This is a genomic window from Limnohabitans parvus II-B4 (assembly GCF_003063455.1).
Lineage (GTDB): Bacteria > Pseudomonadota > Gammaproteobacteria > Burkholderiales > Burkholderiaceae_C > Limnohabitans_A > Limnohabitans_A parvus.
The window spans coordinates 21,155-44,879 of sequence record NZ_NESN01000001.1 but is presented as its reverse complement, the minus strand read 5'-3'; the positions used below and the strand labels follow the sequence as shown (position 1 = coordinate 44,879).

Here is a 23,725-nt window from a genome sequence, read left to right as displayed (position 1 = left end):
CAATCAATCGGCTGTTTTGGCAAACAATTTCAAGAAGTTTCGCGTGGTCAACTCGCCAATCGCCGCTGAACTGCTGCCGCGCAACTCGCCCAAAAGCTTGGCCACCAAGGGCACATAAGAAGGGTTATTCAGCTTGCCGCGGTAAGGCACAGGCGCCAGATACGGGCTGTCGGTCTCAATCAAAAGCCGGTCATCGGGCACAAATTTGGCCACTTCACGCAAGTCAGCCGCTGTCTTGAACGTCAAAATCCCCGAAAGGGAAATGTAAAAACCAAGGTCCAAGGCCGCCCTGGCCACGGCCTGGCTTTCGGTGAAGCAGTGGAACACACCACCTGCGCACCCCGCCCCACCGGTTTCGCCCTCTTCTTTCAGGATCGCGATCGTGTCATCCGAAGCCTGGCGTGTGTGAATGACCAAAGGCAAGCCCGTCTGTCGCGCCGCCCGGATGTGGGTGCGAAAGCGTTCGCGCTGCCATTCCATGTCCGCGATGGTTCGCCCGCCTTTGCGCTCGTCCATCTGGTAGTAGTCAAGGCCTGTCTCGCCAATGGCCACGACTTTGGCTCGTGCAGCCCCATCCAGCAAATCCTGCAAGCTAGGCTCGCGCACGCCTTCGTTATCAGGGTGAACGCCCACCGTGGCCCACATGTTGTCGTGGGCCATGGCCAGGTTATGCACCTCGTCAAACTTTTCCATGGTGGTGCAAATGACCATGGCACGGGTCACTTGGGCTGCCAGCATGGCCTCTTGGATGCTGTCCAGCTGGCTCATCAACTCCGGAAAATTCAGGTGGCAGTGGGAATCGGTGTACATGTTTTAACCCTTTGACAAAAGGGTTTGTTGGGCGTCGGCAGTCAGCGCTTCGAGCATCAGACCGGCATTGAAAGGGTGCTCCGCAGTGCGGGCGGACTGCATCAGGCGCTTGAACCAATCGGTCAGCACCGACACCGAGGCGTTGCTCGCGGGCAATTGCGTGGCGTCAAAAAAACGCGGCGCAGCGCCCGATTGGCGCAGCACCAGGTCGTGGCAAAGCTTTTGCAAAGCGTCAATCGCTTGGGCGGGGCTGAGTTCGGCCAAGTGCCTGGCATCGCCTTGGCGCATGGCTTTGGGCAAACCGGCCCACCAGTCGGGCGATAAACCGGCCTCGGCCTGGCGCAGCACATCGGTCGGCCGGCCACCTGCACTGCGCAGCAAAGCCTGCGCCACGGGGGCCTGCACGCCCTGCCCGCTCAGCCAAGTCAGGGCTTCATCGGCCTCGGGCCACTTCATGGTGTGGGCCAAGCAGCGGCTGCGGATGGTGGGCAGCAGCATGTGCGCCGCCTCAGTGGCCAGCACAAAGCGCACGTCGCCAGGCGGCTCTTCCAGCGTCTTGAGCAAGGCGTTGGCCGTGATCGTGTTCATGCGCTCGGCCGGAAACACCAACACCGCTTTGCCACGCCCGCGAGCATCGGTGCGTTGAGAAAACTCCACCGCGTCCCGCATCGCATCGACCCGAATCTCTTTGCTGGGTTTGCGGGTTTTTTTGTCGATCTCGTCCTGGGCTTTTTCCGACAAAGGCCAGCCCAGCTCAATCATCACCGTCTCGGGCATCAGCACGGCCAAGTCGGCGTGGGTGTGCACCGCAATGGCGTGGCAGCTGGCGCATTCACCACAAGCCCCTTGCGGCGTGGGTTTCTCGCACAACCAGGCCGATGCCAAGGCCAGGGCCAATTCGTATTGGCCCAGACCTGAAGGGCCTTGCAGCAGCCAAGCATGTCCCCGCTGGGCCAGCAAGTCGCTAGCCTGTCGGGCAATCCAGGGGGCGTTCAAGACGGCGGTCATGCGGCAGCCCGTTTCAGCCATTCGGTCACCACAAGGCTCACGTCCATGCCCACGGCGTCCATGCTTTGGGCAGCGTCGATGCGGGCAAAACGGTCGGGCATTTCGGCTTGGCGCTTGGCATAGCCTGCACGCACAGCGGCAAAAAAAGCAGCGGGCTGCGACTCGAACTTGTCTGGCACACGGGCTGAGGCCAAGCGCTGTGCCGCTATTTGCGGGTCCAGGTCGAACCAAACCGTCAACTCGGGCTGCCGCAAAGATGGATACCCGCCTTCGCGGGTATGACATGCTTGTGGGATATGACCTGCTTGTTGGGCATGAGCTGCTTGCGGGGTATGAGCTGCTGGTAGGGCATGAGCTGCTGTGGGGTCGGTGATGGGGAGTTGTTGCACCATGCGCTCTAACTGGGCCAACACCTGCCAGTCAAAACCGCGTCCACCGCCCTGGTAAGCAAAGGTGGCATCGGTAAAACGGTCGCACAACACCACATCGCCACGGGCCAAGGCCGGCTCGATCACCTGCACAAGGTGTTCACGGCGGGCCGCGAACATCAACAGGGCTTCGGTCAGCGCATCCATGGGCTCGTGCAGGACCAGCTCGCGCAGCTTTTCAGACAATGGTGTGCCACCCGGCTCGCGCGTGAGGACGACCGTCCTGCCCGCCTGGCGGAACAACTGGGCCACGCGATCGATGTGGGTGGACTTGCCCGCTCCGTCGATGCCTTCAAAACTGATGAACAAACCGCGTGTCATGGTGTGTGAAATTGGGAAAACCCGATTGTCGCAGGCTCAAGCCCTGCATCAATCCTGCACGGTTTTGATGCCGCGCTGGTAACGGTTGACGGCCCGGTTGTGCTCATCGAGCGTGGCGCTGAAATGGCTGCTGCCATCGCCTTTGGCCACAAAGTACAACGCAGAGGTCTTGGCCGGTTGCACCGCCGCCAACAAAGCCGCCTTGCCGGGCATGGCAATGGGTGTGGGCGGCAAGCCTGCGCGGGTGTAGGTGTTCCAGGGGTTGTCGGTCTGCAAGTGGATGCGGCGCAGGTTGCCATCAAAGGCTTCGCCCAGGCCATAAATCACGGTGGGGTCGGTCTGTAAACGCATGCCGATGCGCAGCCGGTTGTTGAAAACGCCCGAAATCAGGGGCCGGTCAGCACCCTTGCCGGTTTCTTTTTCGACAATGCTCGCCAAGGTCAGGGCTTCTTCAAGCGACTTGACCGACACACCGGCTTGGCGGGCATCCCAGGCTTGTTGCAGGTGTTTGTCCATGGACTTCATGGCCCGTTGCAGAACAGCCAGATCGCTTGCGCCTTTGGCATACGAATAGGTATCTGGGTAAAAACGCCCTTCTGGGACCACGCCCGGGCGACCCAGCTGCGCCATCAAAGCGTCATCGGCCAAAGCGCGGCTGTCGGGCTTGAGGTTGTTGGCCTTGGCCAGCGCCTGGCGCACTTGTTGCCAGTTCCAGCCTTCCACAATCGTCACGGTACGCAGGCTTTCTTCGCCCCGCACCAGCATATTCAAAAGGCGTTGGGGTGTGGTGCCGGGCGCAATTTCGTAGCTGCCCGCACGCATCTGGCGCGATTGGCCCGACAGGCGAAACCAGGCGTACAAGAGTGTGGGTGAGGTCTGTGCCCCGGCGTCGGCCACGGCCTGGGCAATGGCTTTGGGCGATGTGCCGGGCTCGATGGACAAATCCAGCGTGGCTTGGCGCGTGTCCAAGGGCTCTTGAACCCACCAAAAGGCCCCTGCCCCCAGGCCCAGAGCCATCACCAGCAGGCTTGTCAGTAACTTCATCAAGCCTTTGAGCACGGCCATGTCCTTTGTCGGGTGTTGAAAACGTGGGGGGATGATAATTCACGCCTTGCCAGACGACAGAGCCGCGACATGAACACCCCTGCCCCATTCAGCCCTCAGACCCAAGCCCTTTTGAACGGCGTCAGCACCCTGCCCCATTTGGGGGTGATTCAGGCCCAGGGCGACGACGCGGCGAACTTTTTGCACAACCAGCTCAGCAACGACGTGCTGCTCTTGCCCGTGGGCCAATCGCGCCTAGCGGCTTTTTGCTCGGCCAAGGGGCGCATGCAGGCCAGCTTTATCGTCGTCAAAACCGCACCCGACACCGTTTTGCTGGTCTTGAGCCTGGATTTGCTGGCCCAAACCCTCAAACGGCTGTCCATGTTTGTGTTGCGGGCCAAAGTCAAAATGACCGACGCCACGGGCCAATGGCAGCTGCGCGGTTTGCTGGGCGACAGCGCCAAGGCTTTGGTGGGCGATGCCGCACCATGGCAGACCGTCGAAATGGCGGGCGCGCATGTTGTGGCCTTGTATCCAGTTGTGTTGGGAGAAGCCCAAGTGCCCCGCGCCTTGTGGCTGGCCTCGCAAGCTCAAGCCCTGCCTGTAGGCCCCGAAGTATCCGACAGTGTCTGGCAATGGTCCGACGTCATGAGCGGCGTGACGCTGGTCACCCAGCCCGTGTTTGAAGCCTTCGTGCCGCAAATGATGAATTACGAATCGGTGGGCGGCGTGAACTTCAAAAAAGGCTGCTACCCCGGCCAGGAAGTGGTGGCCCGCAGCCAGTTCCGTGGCACCTTGAAGCGCCGCACAGCGCTGGTGCACAGTCCGTTTGCGCTGACGGCCGGGCAAGACATCTTCACCCCAGCCGACCCCGAGCAGCCTTGCGCCACCGTGGTGCTGAGTGCGGCACATCCAGATGGCCAGGGCTTTGACGCGCTGGTCAGCGGCACGCTGGAGAGCCAGCAGACTGGTTGGCGTGCGGGCAATTCAGAGGGCGCAGCGCTGGACTTGCTGCCCCTGCCCTACGCTTTGCTCGAAGACATCTGATTTTCCGTTTTAGGAGCGCGTAAATTGAAAAAGCGGCCTGAGCCGCTTTTTCAAAGTGGGCGCACCATCTCGATGTGCGCTATGCCCGCTTCTTCAAAAATTGCCCCATGTGGCTCAAAGCCTGAGCGCTTGTAAAAGCCTTCTGCGCTGCACTGGGCGTGCAAGATGACTTGGGTGTCGCCCCTGTTTTGAGCGGCGTCCATCAAAGCGTGCAGTACCCGCCGCCCCAAATCGCTGCCGCGCATTTGTTTTTTGACGGCCATGCGGCCAATGCGGGCCACGCCGGGCGCGTGTTGCAGCAAGCGGCCTGTGGCCAGCGGCATACCCATGCGGTTCAGAGCCACGGCGTGCAAGGCGGTCTCGTCATCGTGGTCCCACTCCATCTCGGCGGGCACTTTTTGCTCATGGACAAACACCTCGGTGCGCAGTGGGCTGGCCAGCTTTTGAAAGTCGTGCCACGAGCCCAGATGCACCTGCACCATGTCTTCGCCGCGCTCAAAGCCTTCAAGCATGTCGCGCAAGGGCGCGGGGATGGGCTGGCTCTTTTTGGCCACCGGGTCGGCGTACACGTAAACCAGCTCGCTGGTGATCAACAACTCATCGCCCCGGAAAATCGCCCCCACAAAAGTCATGGACGAGTTGCCCACGCGTTCGCAGCGCATGCACACATCCAAAAAATCATCCATTTCGGCGCTGGCGTGGTATTCGACACTGGCCTTTTTGACAAACATATCGCCGCCAAGCTGATGCATGGTCTCGGCGTAAGGCATGGCCAGATTGCGCCAATAGTCGGTGACGGCGGTGTCGAAGTACATGAGGTAGTGACCGTTGAAGACGATCTTTTGCATGTCCACCTCGACCCAGCGCACGCGCATGCGGTGAGAAAAACGGAAGTCTTGGCGTTTCATGAATCAGCTCCTGTTGGGGGATGGATACCCGCATGCGCGGGTACGACGGATATTGAAGTATGGATACCCGCATGCGCGGGTATGACAAGCGTCTGGGAGGTGGCTCCCTGCATGCGCGGGCAAGACAGTGGATTCGTCATACCCGGTTTGACCGGGTATCCATGGCGTCAAAGGCCGCCCGCAAAGCCCGGCCTGCATCGGCATGGGCCATCAAGGCATCGGGAATGGCGCGGCCCATGGTGACAAAACCATGGATCACGCCCCGGTAAATTTCCAAATCGACGGGCACGCCCGCCATGCGCAGCATGTCGGCGTAGCGCACGCCCTCGTCCACCAGCGGGTCGCATTCGGCCAAGCCCATCCAGCAGGGGGCCAGGCCGCTGTGGTCGGGGGCGTTACCGGGCGCAAAACGCCAGTCGTCGCGGTCAGCGGCATCGATGTAGCCGTCAAAAAACCAGGCGATGGTGTCTTTGTCGAGCATGAAGCCTTGGCCAAAAGTGTGGTGCGAGGTGGTGTCTTGCTTGGAGCCGCAGCCGGGGTAGAACAGCAGCTGGAACGCGAGTTTCAGGCCCGCATCGCGGGCCATCAAGGCGCACACGGCAGACAAGGTGCCGCCTGCGCTGTCACCGCCAATGGCCAATCGCTTGCTGTCCAAGCCCAAGGTCTGGCCCTGCTGGTGCAACCAGTTCAGGGCGTCCCAGGCGTCATGAACAGCCGTGGGGAACCGGTGCTCGGGCGCGAGCCGGTAGTCCAGCGACACCACGGCGCAGTGGCCCTGGCGACTGAGCTGGCGGCACAGCACATCGTGCGTGGTGAGACTCCCCACCGTGAAGCCGCCGCCGTGCAGGTACAGCAGCACGGGCAAAGCGGTGTCGCTGTGCGGGGCATAAAGCCGTGCAGGCATGGCGTGACCGTCACGGGCCGGGATGGTGATGTCCTGCACCCGGTCCACATGGGGAGCGGGCTGCAGGTCCAAGATGGGGCCGCCAATGTCGTAAAACGCACGGGCCTGAACAGCCGTCATGGCGTGCATGGGCGCACGCCCTGCCCGCTCAACGCGGTCAATCAGCGTGCGGGTGGCCGGGTTCAACAAGGATCGGGGGTTGGTGTGGTGGCTGCTCATGAAAGCTTGTGGGTTGTCAGGCGTTGGGTCTTGCGGGTGTAGCCAACGTGACGGGCTTGGCGTTGGGCCGGATGGACAAAGGCGGTTCCTGAATCAAAATGAACGCAAATCGTACAACGCCCCGCGCACAGGGTCTGTCACCTGCACACACACCGGAGAACTTGGCATGTCTTTCATCAATTACGTCACCCAGATCCAGATCGATTTTGGCGCCATCAGCCTGCTCAAGGCCGAATGCGAGCGCGTGGGCATCACCCGCCCCCTGATCGTGACCGACGCGGGCGTGAAGGCCGTGGGCATTTTGGACAAGGCCCTCGCCGCCCTGCCCGGCCTCCAGGTCAGTGTGTTCGACCAAACGCCGTCTAACCCGACCGAGGCCGCGGTGCGAGCCGCCGCCGCTGTTTACAAGCAAAACAACTGCGACGGCCTGATCGCATTGGGCGGCGGCTCGTCGATTGACTGCGCCAAAGGCGTGGCCATTGCCGCCACGCACGAAGGCCCGCTCAAGACCTACGCCACCATCGAAGGCGGCTCGCTCAAGATCACCGACCGGGTCGCCCCGCTGATCGCCGTGCCCACCACGGCAGGTACGGGCTCCGAAGTGGCCCGGGGTGCGATTTTGATCGTTGACGATGGACGCAAACTGGGTTTTCACAGCTGGTTCATCGTGCCCCGTGCCGCCATTTGCGACCCCGAACTCACGCTGGGCCTGCCGCCCGTGCTGACGGCGGCCACGGGCATGGACGCGATTGCGCACTGCATGGAAACCTTCATGGCCGCGCCCTTCAACCCGCCCGCCGACGGCATCGCGCTCGACGGCTTGGCCCGAGGCTGGGCGCACATCGAGCGGGCCACCCACAACGGCCAGGACCGCGAAGCACGCCTGAACATGATGAGCGCCAGCATGCAAGGCGCCATGGCCTTCCAGAAAGGCCTGGGTTGCGTGCACTCCTTAAGCCACAGCCTGGGCGGTGTGAACCCGCGCCTGCACCACGGCACTTTGAACGCCATGTTTTTGCCCGCTGTGGTCACATTCAACGCCGCCGCCGAATCGGTGCAAAAAGACAAGCGCTTGAACCGCATGGCCCAGGCCATGGGCCTGCAAAGCGGCAGGGACATCCCCGAAGCCATCAAAGACATGAACGCCCGCTTGGGTCTGCCCACCGGGCTGGGGGCCATGGGCGTGACCGAAGGTTTGTTTGACGCCGTGATCACCGGCGCGCTGGCCGACCACTGCCACAAGACCAACCCGCGCATCGCCTCGGCGGACGAATACCGCGACATGCTGCTGACCAGCCTCTGAAGCTCGGCGAAGTCTTGCTTTTTGCAGGAGCTCACCCCTGTGAGCAAATATCAGCTCAGTGAAAATTTTCGAACAGGGCGGGTTTTCTGCCGGGCTTTTGCTCTCTCCCGTGCCTGCGCTTTGGCCAAATGCCCCCGCGCTGCCGCATCCCAGGCTGAACACGCCCAGCGCACCGCCTCGGTGGGTTCGTCAAAAATCGCATCCGGCGCGGCCCAATACGACAGCGCCACGTCATTGCCCTTCATCGAATAAGTGAAGGGCGTGAGGCCCAGGGCTTCAAAGTCGGGGCGGTTTTGGTCGTCCACCTTCAAGTAAAGCTGTTGGTCCATGACGATGGCGAACATCAGGCCCTCGTGGTACAGGCCATGGCCGCCGAACATGCGGCGAGCCGACACGGTGCCCCAGTCTTCAAGCAACTCCTGCACAAAGGGGATGAAGTCGCTCATGACAGCGGCGGTTTCAAGGCGCGTCGTGGCTGGGCATTTTGGCACCCACATGGATCTCGCCCCGTGCCTCGGCCAGCTCCACCTGACGCTGGCGTTCGGCCAGTTTTTCTTTTTGCTCGGGGGTGCGCTGGTCGTGGCAGTGGTCGCAGCTGACGCCCAACACGTAATGCGGGGATTGTTTGTCTTGCTCGCTCAGGGGCCAGCGGCAAGAGCGGCACAGCTCGTGGTGGCCCACGCCCAGCCCATGCCCCACGCTCACGCGCTCGTCGAACACGAAGCAGTCGCCTTCCCAGGTGCTTTGCTCGGGCGGAATTTCTTCGAGGTATTTGAGGATGCCGCCTTCGAGGTGGTAGACCTCGTCAAAGCCGCGCATTTTCATGAGCGCGGTGGATTTTTCGCAGCGGATGCCGCCTGTGCAGAACATGGCCACTTTGGTTTTTTTGGCGGCCTCGCCTTGCAGATTTTCTTGTGCGTCCAGCCAGGCGGGCAGCTGCACAAAGGTCTTGATGTTGGGGTTGACCGCGCCCTTGAAGGTGCCAATCGCCACCTCGTAGTCGTTGCGCGTGTCGATGACCACCACGTCCGGGTCGGCCAGCAAAGCGTTCCAGTCGGCGGGCTTGACGTATTGGCCTACGGTTTTGTTCGGGTCCAACTCGGGCACGCGCAGGGTGACGATCTCTTTTTTGAGCTTGACCTTCATGCGGGTGAACGGCGGTTTGGGGCTCCACGACTCTTTGTGCTGGAGCGTGGCCAGCCGCGGATCGGCATGCAAAAACGCCAGCACGGCGCGAATGCCCGCCTCTGGCCCGGCAATCGTGCCGTTGATGCCCTCGTGCGCCAAAAGCAAAGTGCCTTTGACCTCGTTGGCCTCGCAACAGGCTTGCAAAGGCGCTTGCAGATCGGCGAAGTCGGGCAGATCGACGAATTTGTAGAGGGCAGCGGTGAGGTACGGGGTGGCGGATTGCATGGCGTGATTATCCCCTCTTGGTAACAGGGTCATGCCTCATAAGTCAACAACACCACATCAGCGGCTTCTTGTCGCAAGGCAACGAGTGATTGATATGCCGCTGAGCTGTGCCAGCCATCGGCGTCGGCCAGTGAGGGAAAGCGAATCACCACAATATCGGCATGCGGACATTCGCCGGACAGTGTTTTGACCTGATGGCCACGAAATACCAGTTCGCCATGCCATGGCGTCAAGGTGGCCAGCACCTGCCCCCGGTATTGCGCCCATTTTTCAGGGTTTTTGACGGTCATTTGACCGACAACGTAGGCGTGAGGCATGACAGCTCCTTATAAGGCTTGGACCTTCAACAGGCTGGGCGCAGCCAACCATTGAGAAAACTCTTGTGCCAACTGTGCACTGGCTTGAACCGCTGCCTGCCAAACCTTCACCCGTCCTGCAAAGTCATGCTCGTAGGTCATGAAGTCATTGCGGTCAGGCAATTTGCCATTGGGTAGGGTTTTGACCCACTCGGGGTTGGGTGTGAGGACGATGGTGTTGTCCAAGAACGACGTTGCGCCATGCCGCCACTTGAGCGCTTTGTCGAGCCAACCAGGCACCACGTTTTTCTGAAAGTGCGGGTAGAGCACGATGGCGCGTTCGGGGCCTTGGGTGGGCGCGATCCAGTTCAGGTGCAGGTGGTAGTCGGTGATGCCGCCGTCCCAATACGCGCCTGTGGGTGCGCCAGGGATGTCGTGCACGGCTTTGAGTGCAAACGGGATGGAGCAGCTGGCCTGCAATGCGGGCATGAAATTGCCCTCGTTCAAGCGGGCTTGGAGGGTGCGGAAGTCGCTCGCGTCAAAGGGCAGCGGGTGCTCTTTGCCAGAAAAAACCACCCGTTCCAACCAGCCGCCCAAAGCAGGTCGGTGCAGGGCGTTGCTCAAAAAAGCACCTGCGTAGCCCAAGGGCGTGGCCACCGGGTGTTCGCGACGCAGGATGTGCCGCCCATGCGATGTGACGATGTGCAGCCGGTAGCGTGGGTGGTTCAACACCTGATCGATCCGCCCGCCATAAAAGCGTGTCAGGTTGGCACCAAACGCATCGCTCACTTGCTGCGCCGTAACCTTTTTTTGACCGGGCAAGACCTCGTAATGCTGCTGAATGTAAGCATTTTCAAGCTCCTCGAATGCAGCGACCGGATCGTTCAGGCAAGCCGTGGACATGCGCCACGCGCCAATCGATGCGCCCACCAGATCCACCGGCTGCGAGCTTTGGGCCAGCCATTCGCCAAAGATGAAGCGGTCCAGGGGACCGAGGATCAATCCTTTAGGGCCGCCAGCCGCTGCAGGGATCACCCCCACGTGTTCGGGCCTCAGGCCGTGCTCACGGATGTGGGCGAGTGCCTTAGGGCCAGCGTGGATGTGGAGGGCTTGCATGGGGTTTACTTTTTGAGGCCTTGCAGTTTGGCAAAGGCACTGGCCATGGCCGAGCCCGAACCTGCTGCGGGGGGCGAGGTGTAAGCACCGCCGCCGCCACGCTGGCGGTTGTCTCGCCCTGCCCCTTCAAACTTGTTGTCGCGGGGGCCATCGCGTCTGGCAGGTGCAGCGTCCAGCTTCATGGTCAGGCTGATGCGCTTGCGGGCCACGTCGACCTCGAGCACCTTCACTTTGACGATGTCGCCGGTTTTGACCACTTCGCGGGCGTCGGTCACGAACTTGTTGGCCAGCTGGCTCACATGGACCAGGCCGTCCTGGTGCACGCCCAAGTCCACAAACGCGCCAAATTGGGCCACGTTGCTCACGGTGCCTTCGAGCGTCATGCCCTCTTTCAGGTCTTTGATGTCTTCCACGCCGTCGGCCAGGCGAGCCACTTTGAAGTCGGGTCGCGGGTCGCGGCCGGGTTTTTCCAGCTCGCCCAGAATGTCCTTGATGGTGATGGCCCCAAATTTGTCGCTGGCAAACAGCTCGGGCTTGAGGGTTTTCAAAACGTCCGAGCGGCCCATGATCTCTTGGATCGGCTTGGCGGTTTTGACGATGATCTGCTCGACCACAGGATAGGTTTCGGGGTGCACGCCCGTCATGTCCAGCGGGTTGTCGCCGCCCCGGATGCGCAAAAAGCCCGCGCTTTGCTCGAAAGTCTTGGCACCCAAGCCGGTCACTTTCAGCAAATCTTGGCGGGTTTTGAACACGCCGTTGGCATCGCGCCAGCGCACCACCGACTTGGCCACGCTGGCCGACAAACCCGACACGCGGGTGAGCAAGGGGACGCTTGCGGTATTGAGGTCCACGCCCACCGAGTTCACGCAGTCTTCCACCACCGCATCCAGCGTCTTGGCCAGCTCGCTTTGGTTCACGTCGTGCTGGTACTGGCCCACACCAATCGCTTTGGGGTCGATCTTGACCAGCTCCGACAGCGGGTCTTGCAGGCGGCGAGCAATGCTGGCCGCGCCGCGCAGGCTCACGTCCACATCGGGCATTTCCTGGCTGGCGAATTCGCTGGCCGAGTACACCGAAGCGCCCGCCTCGCTGACCACGACCTTCTGAATCTCAACACCGTCACGCAGGCGTGCCAGCTGCTTGATCAGGTCGCCCGCCAGCTTGTCGGTCTCGCGGGAGGCGGTGCCGTTGCCAATGGCGATCAAGTTCACGTTGTGCTTTTCACAGAGCTTGGCCAAGGTGAAGAGCGAACCCTCCCAGTCTTTGCGCGGTTCGTGCGGATACACGGTTGACGTGTCGACCAGCTTGCCCGTCGCGTCCACCACGGCCACCTTCACGCCCGTGCGGATGCCCGGGTCCAGGCCCATGACCACGCGGGGGCCTGCGGGCGCGGCCAGCAGCAGGTCTCGCAGGTTGTCACTGAACACCTTGATGGCGACTTTTTCGGCCTCTTCGCGCAAGCGGGTGAAAAGGTCGCGCTCGGTGGACAGGCTGAGCTTGACGCGCCAGGTCCAGGCCACGCATTTGCGGATCAGGTCGTCCGAGGGGCGGGCCGCATGGCTCCAGCCCAAGTGCATGGCGATCTTGCCTTCGGCAATGCTGGGTTTGCCGGGTTCTGGTTCTACCGGGAGAACCAATTTGGCGTCCAGCATTTCCAACGCGCGACCACGAAACACGGCCAAAGCCCGGTGTGAGGGCACGCGGCCAATCGGCTCGTCGTAGTCAAAGTAATCGCGGAACTTGGACACATCGGCGTTGTTCTCGTCCTTGCCGTCGGCCAGTTTGCTTTTGAACAGGCCTTCGTTCCACAGCCATTCGCGCAAGGCTTGCACCAAAGAGGCGTCTTCGGCCCAGCGCTCGCTCAGCAAATCGCGCACCCCGTCCAGCACAGCGGCGGTGGTGGTGAAGTCGGCACCTTCAATCGCGCCTGCAGGCAGCACAAAAGCGGCGGCTTCGGCGTGCGGGTCAAGGCGCGGGTCGGCAAACAGCTTGTCGGCCAGAGGCTCCAGTCCGGCTTCGCGGGCAATCATGCCTTTGGTGCGGCGCTTGGGTTTGTAGGGCAGGTAAAGGTCTTCCAGCTCTTGCTTGGTGGGCGCGGCGTCGATGGCGGCCAGCAACTCGGGCGTGAGTTTGTCCTGCTCCTGAATGCTTTTGATGACCGCTGCCCGGCGATCTTCCAGCTCACGCAGATAAGCCAGTCGTGCTTCCAGTTCACGCAGCTGGATGTCGTCCAACCCATCCGTCACTTCTTTGCGGTAACGGGCGATGAAGGGGACGGTAGCGCCCCCATCGAGCAATTCCACGACGGTTTTGACCTGGTCAGGGCGGATACGGATTTCAGCGGCCAGTTGGGCCAGGATTTTCTGCATGTCTCAGGTCACATCGTTAGGGGGAAAGCGGGCGAGTTTGCCACAAGCAGGAGGCCTCAATCCCACCCAAGCCTCAAACTGACAATTCACAGTTTTAGTGTTAAATAATCTTAAAAACAAAAAATAATCCCGTAATTTTACAAATTTACAGGCATCAAACCATCAAAACTGTAAACTTGCCTCAAACTAACAAAGCAGCCAATTGAGGGAGTGATGATGAATTTGACAAATAAAGACCCGGTTGGTGTCACCAAGCGTCTGGCGATGATGGGCTTGCTCTGCCTGTTCACGGTTTTTCTGACAGGTTGCCAAACCATGGGCGGCGGCGTGATCCCAAGTGCTGAATACGAAAAGTTCACCCCCAAACCCACAGACAAGCGGATCATGAAAGAGGTCAACTTGCGCTGGGAAGTGCGTGATGATGTGGCCCAATATTGCGCCAAGTCCATCGGCATGGGACGCGAACAGGCTTACATCACCCCACCTGTGGCGTGTGCGGTGTGGCATGTCCAGAGGCAGGAATGCGTGATTGTGACGGGCAAAGAAACATCCCATGTGGCTTTGGGGCACGAAGTTCGCCACTGTTTTGAAGGCCACTTCCACAAATAAGCCACCGAGACAGCGTTCGGGCCCGAGCGCGCCACGCGCTCAGTCTCAAGGGCTTGGTCTGATTCAGATGTTGCGCAAGGCTTTGCGCAAGCCCTCGCCCACCTCAGGCTTGGCGGCAAAGGGATCGGGCGGGTTGATGCCCTGAACAATCGCCTCCATGCGGCTTTGCACATTGCCCAAGGCGTGAGGATGGCTGTAGATGTAGAACTGTCCCGAGGCCACGGCATCAAACACTTTCTGTGCCACATCGGCCGCCGACACCTTGCCACTGCCCACCGCTTTGTCAGTTTGCGCCTGTCCAATCAGCTGGCTGGCGGTCGGTTTGTCTGCAGCCAGTGCGGCCGGACGATTGCGCTCGCTGTGGCTGATGCCGGTGGCCACAAAGTAAGGGCACAGCACACTGGCGCTGACTTGATCACTCACCAACTGCAAGTCTTGATAAAGCGTTTCGGTCAGCGACACCACGGCGTGTTTGCTCACGTTGTAGATGCCCATGTTGGGTGGGGTCAACAATCCGGCCATGCTGGCGGTGTTGACGATGTGGCCTTGGTAAGCCGGATCGGCCTTGGCGGCTTCGAGCATCATCGGGGTGAACAGGCGCACGCCGTGCACCACGCCCCAGAGGTTGACGCCCAAGACCCACTCCCAGTCGGCGACCGAGTTTTCCCAAACCAAACCCCCTGCCCCAACACCCGCGTTGTTGAACACGAAGTGTGGTGCGCCAAAACGGGCTTTCACGTCGGCAGCCAACTGCTCCATGGCCTGAGCGTTCGACACATCCACCTTGCGGGCCAACACCTGAACGCCCTGTGCGATCATTTCGGCTGCAGCTTTGTCGAGCGCGTCTTGCTGTACGTCCACCAACACCAGGTTCATGCCCAGCTTGGCACCGATGCGGGCGCACTCCAGGCCAAAGCCGGAACCTGCACCGGTCAGGACGGCGGTTTTTCCTTTGAAGTTGTCGATCATGCGGATGCCTTTTTGAGTGTGAAGCCCACGCGGGGGAAATGAACATGCACAGTGCCGGCGCGTTCGTCTGTGCGGCGCAGGGTGTATCGGGTGCGGGTGGCGGCGACCAGCTCACCCTCGGTGGGCTCCAGCCCGAAGTTGTCGGCCGCGATCACCACCTGGCTGCCCAAAGCGATGCCGTGTTCGTCCTGGAATACCTCGCCCTGTACAGGGGCAGGCGTGGCGCTGCGAGCCAGCTGCAAGGCTTCTTCAGCACTGCATTTGCCGGGCGTGCCATGCCCGATGGCTTTCATGCGGGCCATCCAGGTTTTGACTTCGGGTGTCGCATCCAGAATGCCCGCCAAGGCGGGTGTGCGCTCTTGCGTGAACCACAGCGGGTGGTAGGCCGCAAAGTCGGCCACGCAAGGCTGTGCACCGAACAGGAAGTCCTGCCCGTGCAACATGCTGGCGATGCGGCGCAGGTAGCTTTTGTAGGTGGCTGCGGCATCGGCAGACGCCATGCGTGCGCCACCGGAGCGCATGGCGGCTCGGTCGGCCACAAAGGCTTTGACGGCGGACTCAGGGGCACCCGCAAAGACCTGCGCCACACCCGCAGGCTGGAAGTTGTAGGCCATGGCTGCGGTGAACAGCGCCCCATCAGCCCACTGCGCCACGATGCGGGCCGCACCTTTGACGGCTTCGGGGTAGATCGTGGGCGTGGGCACCAAGTGCTCCAGCACATCACAGATCAATGCCGTGTCGCAGTAAATGTCGGCACCGATCTGCAGCACCGGGGTTTTGCGGTAGCCGCCCGTCAGCGCCGTCAGGTCGGGCTTGGGCATGATCATCGGAATGAACACGCTCGTCCAGGCCAGTTGCTTGTGGCCCAGGATCAACCGGACCTTTTCGGCAAACGGCGATGTTGGGTAGTGGTGAAGGATCAGATCGGACATGCGCGTGGCCTCAGATCAGCTTGACCAGCTGCTTGCCGAAGTTCTTGCCTTTGAGCAAGCCGAGGAAGGCCTCGGGTGCGGCGGCCAGGCCCTGTGCCACAGATTCGCGGGGGCGCAGTTTGCCGGTGCCCACCAGGGTGCCGAGTTCTTGCAGGGCCTCGGGCCAGATTTCCATGTGCTCGCTGACGATGAAGCCTTCGATCTTCATGCGGTTGACCAAAATCAGCGCAGGGTTGGCCATGGGCAATGGCGCACCGTCGTAGCCGGCGATCATGCCGCAGACCGCAATGCGGGCAAACGCGTTGGTGCGCAGCATCACCGCGTCGAGCACCATGCCGCCCACGTTTTCAAAGTGGCCGTCGATACCGTTCGGGCAGGCTTCGCGCAGGGCTTTGGACAAGCTCAGGTAGTCCTTGTGCTCTTTGTAGTCGATACAGGCGTCAAAGCCCAGCTCATTGACCACGTAGTCGCACTTGTCTTTTCCACCCGCAATGCCCACCACGCGGCAGCCACGGGCCTTTGCCAAAGCGCCATAAGCACTGCCCACCGCGCCACTGGCCGCGCTCACGGTCACCGTCTCGCCTGCTTTGGGGTTGATGATCTTGACCAGACCGTACCAAGCGGTCACGCCGGGCATGCCCACGGCGCCCAGGTAATGCGACAGCGGGACATGGGTGGTGTCGACCTTGCGCAGTGCGCCGATCACGTTGGCATCGACCACGCTGTATTCCTGCCAGCCGCCCATGCCCACGACTTGGTCACCGGCCTTGAATTTGGGATGACGGCTGTCCACCACCTCGCCCACGGTGCCGCCAATCATGACTTCGCCCAGTGGCTGCGGCACGGCATAGCTTTTGCTCTCGTTCATGCGACCACGCATATAGGGGTCTAGGCTCATGAAGTGGTGGCAAACCAGCACTTCGCCATCTTTCAAATCGGGCAATGGCAGTTCAACCATTTTGAAGTTGTTGACCGTGGCTTCGCCTTGCGGGCGGTTGTCCAAAACGATGCGGTGGTTGATAGGCATGTGTATCTCCTGTGAATTTAAAAAGTTAATCAGTGGACGGTGAAGTGGTATCGCGGCGGCTCACGTACTTGAATGTGCCGGTCGCGTGGGCGCACAGCTGGCCTTCGCTGTCGTACACATGGCCTTCGGTGAACGCCATGCTGCGTGTTCGGTGTTGCAAGTGGCCTTTGCCCACGAGTTTTTGTCCGGCAGACACTTTGGCCGGGCGCATGAAGGTGGTTTTCATCTCGATGGTGACCACGCCCATGTCTGGGTCCACACTGCGCGCCGCTGTTGCCATGATCACGTCAAGAAACGTCATGACGGCACCGCCGTGCGTGACATCGAATGAGTTCATGTGCTCCGGACGCGGAGCGAAATGCAGTTCGGATTCGCCGCCTTCAAATTTCTCCAGCGAGAAACCCAAATGGTCAACGAAAGGGATCTTGGCTCCAAAAGGAATGCTCATGCGCTGAGACCTTCTGATCAGCCGCCGATGATGGCGCTGACGCCACCGTCGACCGCCATCCATTGACCAGTGATGTGTTTGCCTGCGTCAGACGCATACAGCAAAGCCAAGCCCTTGAGGTCTTCGTCGTCGCCCAGGCGGCGCAGCGGCGCACCCGCAGCCATCTTGTCGGCACCCAGCTTTTCCAGCAGGCCATAGGTCATCTTGCTGGGGAAAAAGCCCGGGCAAATTGCGTTGACCGTGATGCCATGCTCGCCCCACTCGCCCGCCAGTGCACGGGTGAAGTTGATCACTGCCCCCTTGGAGGTGTTGTAGGCGATGGTTTTCATCTCTGATGGGTTGCCCGCCAAGCCCGCAATGGAGGCCACATTCAGGATACGGCCTTTGCCACGCGGGATCATGCTCAGCTTGGCTACCTCTTGCGACAAGATGAAGTAGCCGCGTACGTTGAGGTTCATCACCTTGTCCCAAGCTTCAACCGGGTGGTCTTCGGCAGGTGCACCCCAGGTGGCGCCTGCGTTGTTAACCAGGATGTCGATGTGCCCCATGCGCTCCATGGTTTCAGCAGCCAGTCGGCGGATGTCTTCTTCCTTGCCGCAATCGGCGGCGATCCAGCGGGCGTCAATGCCTGCGGCTTGCAGCTCAGCGGCAGCTTCTTCCAGATCAGCAGCCTTGCGTGAGCTGAGCATGATCTTGGCACCGGCTTCGCCCAGTGCATGCGCCATTTGCAGGCCCAGGCCACGAGAGCCTCCGGTCACCAAGGCCACTTGGCCCGTCAGATCGAAAAGTTGTTGAACCGTGCGCGCCATGCTGTGCTCCTGTTGTGTTTGTCTCAGTCGACGTTGAAATCCATGCAGCGGCGCTCTTGGACGACCGCTTTCATGAAGGGTTTGATGGCCACATGTTGCGGGTGATTTTGATAGGCCGCTAGCACCTGCGCGTCATCCAACAACATGTGGAGCACCAAATCATTCGTGCAATCCATGCCGGGCGTCGCTGTGGCGACTTCAAAGGTGCGAATGCCAGGCACCACTTGGGCGCAGGACAAAAGCAATTCTTTGGCTTTGAGCAGGTTGGTGGCCTTGTCGGCCCCTTCGGCCTGGTCGTGCAGGTTCCACATCACGATGTGTCGGATCATCAAAAAGCCTCCTCGGGCAAATCGGCACAAGTCGGGTCGCGGCTGCTGACCACGTTGAGCCAAGCGCCGATCTTGGGCAATTCATAACGGAAGAAATAACGGCAGGCCGCTTGGCGACCTTGGGCAGCAGGCGCATTGTCCTTGCCCAAGCTGGCCGCCACGTCGAGCCAGATCCAGGCGATCACGGTGTGGCCAAAGGCCTGCAAATAGGGCACGGCGTTGGCCAGCGCTTGCGCGGGCTCGGCACCGGCCCAAGCTTGTCGGGTGGCTTGGCCGATTTGCTGGAGCGCATCGCGCAAGGCTGCGGCTTCAGGGCCCCAGTTGGCTTCGGCTTTGGCCGCTGTGGCCAGCATGCGCTCGGCCAGCAATTGCAGGCCGCGCCCGTTTTCCATCAGCACCTTGCGGCCCAACAGGTCCATGGCCTGGATGCCGTGGGTGCCCTCGTGAATCATGTTCAGGCGGTTGTCGCGCCAATACTGCTCCACCGGGAAATCGCGGGTGTAGCCGTAGCCACCGTGGATCTGGATGGCCAGGCTGTTGGCCTCCAAGCACCATTCGCTGGGGAAGCTCTTGACGATGGGCGTCAGCACTTCAAGCAGCAGTCGCGCCACATCGGCGTCCTCGGCTGTGCCCGTGTGTTGCTCGTCGACCAGGCGGGCACTGTACAAAGCCAGGGCCAGTGCGCCTTCGCTGTAGGCTTTTTGCGCCAGCAGCATGCGCTTGATGTCGGCGTGCTCAATGATGCGCACCTGCGGTTGGCTGGCGTCCTTGCCCCCTGCCCCTGTGGGCCTGCCTTGCGGGCGGTTTTTGGCGTAGTCGAGGCTGGCGTAATAACCGGCCATGCCCAGCATGGTGGCGGCCATGCCCACGCCGATGCGGGCCTCGTTCATCATGTGGAACATGCAACGCAGGCCTTCGCCGGGCTTGCCGACGAGGTAGCCAATGGCGCCGCTTCCGGTGCCATCCAGGCCCCCGCCGCTTCCGGCGCCGTCCAAGCCTCCTCCGGCCTCGCCGCGCACGGGGTACTTGCCCTCGCCAAAGTTCAGCAGCGTGTTGGTCGTGCCGCGCCAGCCGCATTTGTGGTTGAGACCCGCCAGCGCCACATCGTTGCGCTCGCCAGTCAGCTGTCCATGGGTATCCACCAGCTTCTTAGGCACGATGAACAGTGAAATGCCTTTGACGCCCGGCACCAACTGGCCATTCGCATCAGGGATCTTGGCCAGCACCAGATGGATGATGTTCTCGGAGAGTTCGTGCTCTCCCGACGATATCCACATCTTGTTGCCCTTGAGTCGGTAACGTGCGCCCAAAGCGTCGGCCTCAAAGCCCTCGCCATCGGGCGTGGCACGGGTCGTCACATCGCTCAGCGATGAACCCGCCTGCGGCTCAGACAGGCACATGGTGCCCGAGAAGCGGCCATTGAATTCATTCGCCGCAAACACCTGCTTTTGCAGATCGGTGCCGTGCACCATCAGCAAATTGGCGTTGCCGCTGGTGAGCATGCCCGAGCCGATGCTGACCGAGGCCATGGCAAAAAAGGCATTCGCCGCCGCTTCCACCGTGTAGGGCAGCTGCATGCCGCCCACTTCATAGTCTTGCGCGGCGCTGAGCATGCCCGACTCGGCGTAGGCTTTGTAGGCGTCGTGTGTGGCTTGCGGCAAGATGACTTTTTCGCCGTCAAAGTGCGGTTCCTGCGTGTCCACCAGACGGTTAAAGGGTGCGTACTTTTCTCGGGCGATGCGCTCACAGGTGCCAAGCACCGCGTCAAAGGTTTCGCGTGAGTGGTCGGCAAATCGATCGCGAGACTGAAGGCTTTCGACCTTCAGCCAGTCGTGCAGCAAAAAATCAACGGTGGGGCGCAGGCTCATATCGCATCATCCCGGTACAAAAAAGACAAAGAAAAAGGCGGTCAGCTGGAAGCCGACCGCCTTGGTGTTGATCAGGCGTCAACAGCCACGGACATCACAGCACTTCGAAAATGCCGCAAGCGCCCATGCCACCGCCAATGCACATGGTCACGGCCACGCGCTTGGCGCCACGGCGTTTGCCTTCGATCAGGGCGTGACCTGTCAGGCGTTGGCCCGACACGCCGTAGGGGTGACCCACCGCGATCGCGCCACCGTTGACGTTCAAGCGGTCGGCCGGGATGCCCAGCTTGTCGCGGCAGTACAGCACCTGCACCGCAAACGCTTCGTTCAGTTCCCACAGGTCGATGTCGTTCACAGTCAGGCCCAAACGCGCCAATGCTTTGGGCACGGCGTACACAGGGCCAATGCCCATTTCGTCAGGCTCGCAACCGGCCACGGCAAAGCCCAGGAAACGGCCCAGGGGTTTCATGCCCCGTTGTTCGGCCAGTTTTTCGTCCATCAACACGCAAGCGCCCGCGCCGTCCGAGAACTGGCTGGCGTTGCCTGCTGTGACCAAGCCACCGGGCAAAGCCGAGCGCAAGCCGCTGATGGCCTCGACCGTGGTGCCTTCGCGCAGGCCTTCGTCCACGCTCACGGTCACTTGCTTGGTGGTCAAGCCCATGACTTTGTCGATCACACCTTGCGTCACGGTGATGGGGGCGATTTCGTCGTTGAACAAACCCGCCGCTTGCGCAGCGCAGGCTTTTTGCTGGCTGGCCGCACCATAAGCGTCCATCACATCGCGGCCAATCTTGTAGCGCTTGGCCACTTGTTCGGCGGTTTGCAACATGTTCCAGTAAATCTCTGGTTTTTGTTTGGCCAAGGCCAGGTCTTGCAGCATGTGGGTGTTCATTTCCTGCTGGACGCAAGAGATGCTTTCGACGCCACCCGCCACATAGACTTGGCCTTCACCCGCGATGATGCGTTGCGCGGCCAAAGCGATGGTTTGCAGGCCTGAAGAGCAAAAACGGTTGACGGTCATGCCGGACACCGAAATAGGCAAACCGGCCTTGAGCGCCACCTGACGTGCGATGTTGGCACCCGTGGCCCCTTCGGGTGTGGCGCAACCCATGATCACGTCTTCGACTTCGGCGGCGTCAATGCCTGCGCGGGCCACTGCGTGTTGCACCGCGTGGCCACCCAAGGTCGCGCCGTGCGTCATGTTGAAAGCGCCCTTCCAGCTCTTGGCCAGAGGTGTGCGTGCGGTAGATACGATGACTACATTCGTCATGATGAAAACCTTTCATGTGGAGAACCGACCCAAAAATCGGTTCTCCGAAAATTAAAAAATCAGTTGAATGTCTTGCCTTCGGCCACCAAGCGTGCCAGCAAAGGCGCGGGTTGCCAGAATTGAGCGTCGTCGTGCGGGTTCTTGGCGAAGCGCTTCATGGTTTCTGCCACGTTGAACAGGCCCAAGGTGTCCGCATAAATCATGGGGCCGCCGCGCCAGAGCGGGAAACCATAGCCGGTCAGGTACACCATGTCGATGTCGCTGGCCTTGCTGGCAATGCCCTCTTCCAGGATGTGTGCGGCCTCGTTGACCAAGGAGAACACCAAACGCTGCACGATTTCTTCGTCAGAAATTTTGCGGGGTGTGATGCCGATGGCTGCGCGGTGCTTTTCGATCATTTCGACCACAACAGCACTGGGGATCGCGTCGCGCTTGCCGGTTTGGTAGTCGTACCAGCCTGCGCCAGTTTTTTGACCGTAACGGCCCATTTCGCACAACAAATCAGCGGTTTTGCTGTACTTGAGGTTGGGCTTTTCGGTGTAGCGACGCTTGCGGATCGCCCAACCGATGTCGTTACCAGCCAAGTCGCCCATGCGGAATGGGCCCATGGCAAAACCAAACTTCTCAACGGCTTTGTCCACTTGTGCGGGTGTGCAGCCTTCTTCGATCAGGAAACCAGCTTGGCGGCTGTACTGCTCGATCATGCGGTTGCCGATGAAGCCGTCGCACACACCCGAGACCACGGAGGTCTTCTTGATCTTCTTGCCGATGGCCATCACCGTCGCCAAAACATCTTTGCTGGTCTGTGCGCCGCGCACGACTTCCAGCAGCTTCATCACGTTGGCGGGGCTGAAAAAGTGCATGCCCACCACGTCTTGTGGACGCTTGGTGAAGCTGGCGATCTTGTTCACATCGAGTGTGGAGGTGTTGGAAGCCAAAATCGCGCCGGGCTTCATCACGCGGTCCAGTTCTTTGAAGACGGCTTCTTTCACGCCCATTTCCTCAAACACCGCCTCGATCACCAAGTCCGCCTGACCGATGTCGTCGTAGCTCAAGGTGGTGGACAACAACGCCATGCGCTCGTCGTACTTCTCTTGCTTGAGCTTGCCCTTTTTGACTTGGGCTTCGTAGTTCTTGCGGATGGTGGCCACGCCGCGATCCAGTGCTTCTTGCTTCATCTCCAGCATCTTGACGGGGATGCCTGCATTCAAGAAGTTCATGGAGATACCGCCGCCCATGGTGCCCGCACCAATCACAGCAATCGACTTGATCTCACGCTTAGGCGTGTCTTCTGGCACGTCCGGAATCTTGCTGGCAGCACGGTCGGCCATGAAGATGTGGCGCAGTGCACGGCACTCAGGCGTCATCATCAAGTTCATGAAAATTTCACGTTCGAAGACCATGCCGTCTTCAAACTTCTTCTTGGTGGCGGCTTCGACCGCGTCCACACACTTGGCTGGGGCTGGCAGGTTTTTGGCCATGCCTTTGACCATGTTGCGAGCGAACTGGAAGTACGAATCGCCTTGAGGGTGCTTGCAAGGCAGATTTCGCACCAAGGGCAGCGGGCTGCCGTCGGCGTGGGCAGCGGCCACTTTGCGGGCCAGCGCAAACGCTTCCTCAGCCAAGCTTTCGGCTGATTTGGCCATCGCATCAAACAATTTTTGACCGGGCAACATGGCGAGCATTTCACTCTTGATGGCCTCGCCACTGACGATCATGTTCAGCGCCGCCTCCACACCGATCACTCGGGGCAGACGTTGCGTCCCGCCTGCACCGGGAATCAGGCCCAACTTGACTTCAGGCAATGCAATGCTGGCACCAGGTGCTGCAATGCGGTAGTGGCAGCCCAAAGCCAGTTCCAGACCACCGCCCATGGCGACGGAGTGGATGGCGGCCACAACGGGCTTGGCCGAGTTTTCGCAAGTGCGGATGACGCTCAACAAATTGGGTTCTTGGATCGCTTTGGGCGAACCGAATTCACGGATGTCTGCGCCTCCCGAAAAAGCCTTGCCACCGCCGGTGATGACAATGGCTTTGACTGCCGAATCGTTGTTGGCTTTTTCCAGACCATCGGTGATACCGATGCGGGTCGACAGACCCAAACCGTTGACGGGCGGGTTCATCAAGGTGATGACCGCGACATCGCCGTGGACTTTGTATTCAGCTGTCATGCTGCACTTCCTTTGCGTGAAATAAAGCTGGAGGGCAAAAAAGAACGACCGTTCTTTTTTAAGGGATTGTAGTGGCTAGATGGGCAAAAAACAGCCCAAACTGTCTC

The 23,725-nt window shown here is 60.6% G+C and carries 23 protein-coding genes; 3 read left to right on the top strand and 20 right to left on the bottom strand.

Features of this window, described 5'->3' with window-relative positions:
* Nucleotides 1-3 precede the first annotated feature (3 nt).
* From B9Z37_RS00195 to mltG, 4 genes are read right to left on the bottom strand one after another with little or no spacing between them, the layout of a single operon-like run.
* The gene (locus tag B9Z37_RS00195) at nucleotides 4-810 is read right to left on the bottom strand and encodes a TatD family hydrolase (RefSeq protein WP_108311088.1); all 807 of its coding nucleotides are present in this window, start codon (nucleotides 808-810) and stop codon (nucleotides 4-6) included.
* A 3-nt stretch (nucleotides 811-813) separates the two neighbouring features.
* Nucleotides 814-1,818 carry a DNA polymerase III subunit delta' gene (locus B9Z37_RS00190; protein ID WP_108311821.1) on the bottom strand — a complete coding sequence of 335 codons (1,005 nt, stop codon included), beginning with the start codon at nucleotides 1,816-1,818 and terminating at the stop codon, nucleotides 814-816.
* Nucleotides 1,815-2,567, bottom strand: coding sequence for a dTMP kinase (tmk, locus tag B9Z37_RS14750; protein ID WP_108311087.1), 753 nt, complete (start codon nucleotides 2,565-2,567; stop codon nucleotides 1,815-1,817). The genes B9Z37_RS00190 and tmk overlap by 4 nt, the downstream gene beginning before the upstream one ends.
* Nucleotides 2,568-2,615: 48 nt before the next feature.
* On the bottom strand, nucleotides 2,616-3,632 hold the full coding sequence (gene mltG / locus B9Z37_RS00180; protein WP_108311086.1) for an endolytic transglycosylase MltG: 1,017 nt from the start codon (nucleotides 3,630-3,632) through the stop codon (nucleotides 2,616-2,618).
* Nucleotides 3,633-3,701: 69 nt separating this feature from the next.
* On the opposite strand from mltG, the gene ygfZ reads away from it, so the two are divergent.
* On the top strand, nucleotides 3,702-4,658 hold the full coding sequence (ygfZ, locus tag B9Z37_RS00175) for a CAF17-like 4Fe-4S cluster assembly/insertion protein YgfZ (RefSeq protein WP_108311085.1): 957 nt from the start codon (nucleotides 3,702-3,704) through the stop codon (nucleotides 4,656-4,658).
* Between the two features lie 50 nt (nucleotides 4,659-4,708).
* Here ygfZ and B9Z37_RS00170 read toward each other — a convergent pair whose 3' ends face one another.
* Together B9Z37_RS00170 and B9Z37_RS00165 are read right to left on the bottom strand one after the other, a co-directional pair.
* Nucleotides 4,709-5,566, bottom strand: a complete 858-nt coding sequence (locus tag B9Z37_RS00170) for a YbgC/FadM family acyl-CoA thioesterase (protein ID WP_108311084.1) — start codon at nucleotides 5,564-5,566, stop codon at nucleotides 4,709-4,711.
* 136 nt (nucleotides 5,567-5,702) lie between these two features.
* Entirely contained in the window at nucleotides 5,703-6,689 is a 987-nt protein-coding gene (locus B9Z37_RS00165; protein ID WP_108311083.1) for an alpha/beta hydrolase, read from the bottom strand.
* A 166-nt stretch (nucleotides 6,690-6,855) separates the two neighbouring features.
* Between B9Z37_RS00165 and B9Z37_RS00160 the strand changes: the two genes are divergently transcribed.
* Nucleotides 6,856-7,992, top strand: a complete 1,137-nt coding sequence (locus B9Z37_RS00160) for an iron-containing alcohol dehydrogenase (protein WP_108311082.1) — start codon at nucleotides 6,856-6,858, stop codon at nucleotides 7,990-7,992.
* A gap of 50 nt (nucleotides 7,993-8,042) precedes the next feature.
* Here the strand turns inward: B9Z37_RS00160 and B9Z37_RS00155 are convergent, their stop codons facing one another.
* The 5 genes from B9Z37_RS00155 to B9Z37_RS00135 are packed head-to-tail and all read right to left on the bottom strand — an operon-like array spanning nucleotide 8,043 to nucleotide 13,186.
* On the bottom strand, nucleotides 8,043-8,438 hold the full coding sequence (locus B9Z37_RS00155) for a TfoX/Sxy family protein (RefSeq protein WP_108311081.1): 396 nt from the start codon (nucleotides 8,436-8,438) through the stop codon (nucleotides 8,043-8,045).
* Nucleotides 8,439-8,451: 13 nt separating this feature from the next.
* A complete protein-coding gene (gene trhO / locus B9Z37_RS00150) occupies nucleotides 8,452-9,405 on the bottom strand; it encodes an oxygen-dependent tRNA uridine(34) hydroxylase TrhO (RefSeq protein WP_108311080.1) in 954 nt (317 codons plus the stop codon).
* Between the two features lie 29 nt (nucleotides 9,406-9,434).
* On the bottom strand, nucleotides 9,435-9,722 hold the full coding sequence (locus B9Z37_RS00145) for a DUF1330 domain-containing protein (protein WP_108311079.1): 288 nt from the start codon (nucleotides 9,720-9,722) through the stop codon (nucleotides 9,435-9,437).
* A 9-nt stretch (nucleotides 9,723-9,731) separates the two neighbouring features.
* Nucleotides 9,732-10,817: a patatin-like phospholipase domain-containing protein gene (locus B9Z37_RS00140; RefSeq protein ID WP_108311078.1), complete on the bottom strand. Its 1,086-nt coding sequence runs from the start codon at nucleotides 10,815-10,817 to the stop codon at nucleotides 9,732-9,734.
* A gap of 5 nt (nucleotides 10,818-10,822) precedes the next feature.
* On the bottom strand, nucleotides 10,823-13,186 hold the full coding sequence (locus tag B9Z37_RS00135) for a Tex family protein (protein ID WP_108311077.1): 2,364 nt from the start codon (nucleotides 13,184-13,186) through the stop codon (nucleotides 10,823-10,825).
* A 216-nt stretch (nucleotides 13,187-13,402) separates the two neighbouring features.
* Here B9Z37_RS00135 and B9Z37_RS00130 point away from each other — a divergent pair, with 216 nt between their 5' ends.
* Nucleotides 13,403-13,795: a hypothetical protein gene (locus B9Z37_RS00130; protein ID WP_240606579.1), complete on the top strand. Its 393-nt coding sequence runs from the start codon at nucleotides 13,403-13,405 to the stop codon at nucleotides 13,793-13,795.
* A 63-nt stretch (nucleotides 13,796-13,858) separates the two neighbouring features.
* Here B9Z37_RS00130 and B9Z37_RS00125 read toward each other — a convergent pair whose 3' ends face one another.
* From B9Z37_RS00125 to B9Z37_RS00085, 9 genes are all read right to left on the bottom strand, one after another.
* Nucleotides 13,859-14,764 (bottom strand): SDR family oxidoreductase, encoded by a 906-nt coding sequence (locus B9Z37_RS00125; RefSeq protein WP_108311076.1) that lies wholly within the window; start codon nucleotides 14,762-14,764, stop codon nucleotides 13,859-13,861.
* Complete coding sequence (locus tag B9Z37_RS00120) at nucleotides 14,761-15,696, bottom strand: glutathione S-transferase family protein (RefSeq protein WP_108311075.1); 936 nt, start codon at nucleotides 15,694-15,696, stop codon at nucleotides 14,761-14,763. The genes B9Z37_RS00125 and B9Z37_RS00120 overlap by 4 nt, the downstream gene beginning before the upstream one ends.
* 10 nt (nucleotides 15,697-15,706) lie before the next feature.
* Entirely contained in the window at nucleotides 15,707-16,723 is a 1,017-nt protein-coding gene (locus B9Z37_RS00115; protein ID WP_108311074.1) for an NADP-dependent oxidoreductase, read from the bottom strand.
* A gap of 25 nt (nucleotides 16,724-16,748) precedes the next feature.
* On the bottom strand, nucleotides 16,749-17,171 hold the full coding sequence (locus tag B9Z37_RS00110; RefSeq protein ID WP_108311073.1) for a PaaI family thioesterase: 423 nt from the start codon (nucleotides 17,169-17,171) through the stop codon (nucleotides 16,749-16,751).
* Nucleotides 17,172-17,188: 17 nt separating this feature from the next.
* Nucleotides 17,189-17,980 (bottom strand): SDR family oxidoreductase, encoded by a 792-nt coding sequence (locus B9Z37_RS00105; protein ID WP_108311072.1) that lies wholly within the window; start codon nucleotides 17,978-17,980, stop codon nucleotides 17,189-17,191.
* A 23-nt stretch (nucleotides 17,981-18,003) separates the two neighbouring features.
* A complete protein-coding gene (locus tag B9Z37_RS00100; RefSeq protein WP_108311071.1) occupies nucleotides 18,004-18,309 on the bottom strand; it encodes a Dabb family protein in 306 nt (101 codons plus the stop codon).
* On the bottom strand, nucleotides 18,309-20,177 hold the full coding sequence (locus B9Z37_RS00095; RefSeq protein ID WP_108311070.1) for an acyl-CoA dehydrogenase: 1,869 nt from the start codon (nucleotides 20,175-20,177) through the stop codon (nucleotides 18,309-18,311). Before B9Z37_RS00095 ends, B9Z37_RS00100 begins: the two co-directional genes overlap by 1 nt.
* Nucleotides 20,178-20,271: 94 nt before the next feature.
* Nucleotides 20,272-21,447 carry an acetyl-CoA C-acyltransferase gene (locus tag B9Z37_RS00090; protein ID WP_108311069.1) on the bottom strand — a complete coding sequence of 392 codons (1,176 nt, stop codon included), beginning with the start codon at nucleotides 21,445-21,447 and terminating at the stop codon, nucleotides 20,272-20,274.
* Nucleotides 21,448-21,506: 59 nt separating this feature from the next.
* The gene (locus tag B9Z37_RS00085) at nucleotides 21,507-23,618 is read right to left on the bottom strand and encodes a 3-hydroxyacyl-CoA dehydrogenase NAD-binding domain-containing protein (RefSeq protein WP_108311068.1); all 2,112 of its coding nucleotides are present in this window, start codon (nucleotides 23,616-23,618) and stop codon (nucleotides 21,507-21,509) included.
* Nucleotides 23,619-23,725: the final 107 nt, after the last annotated feature.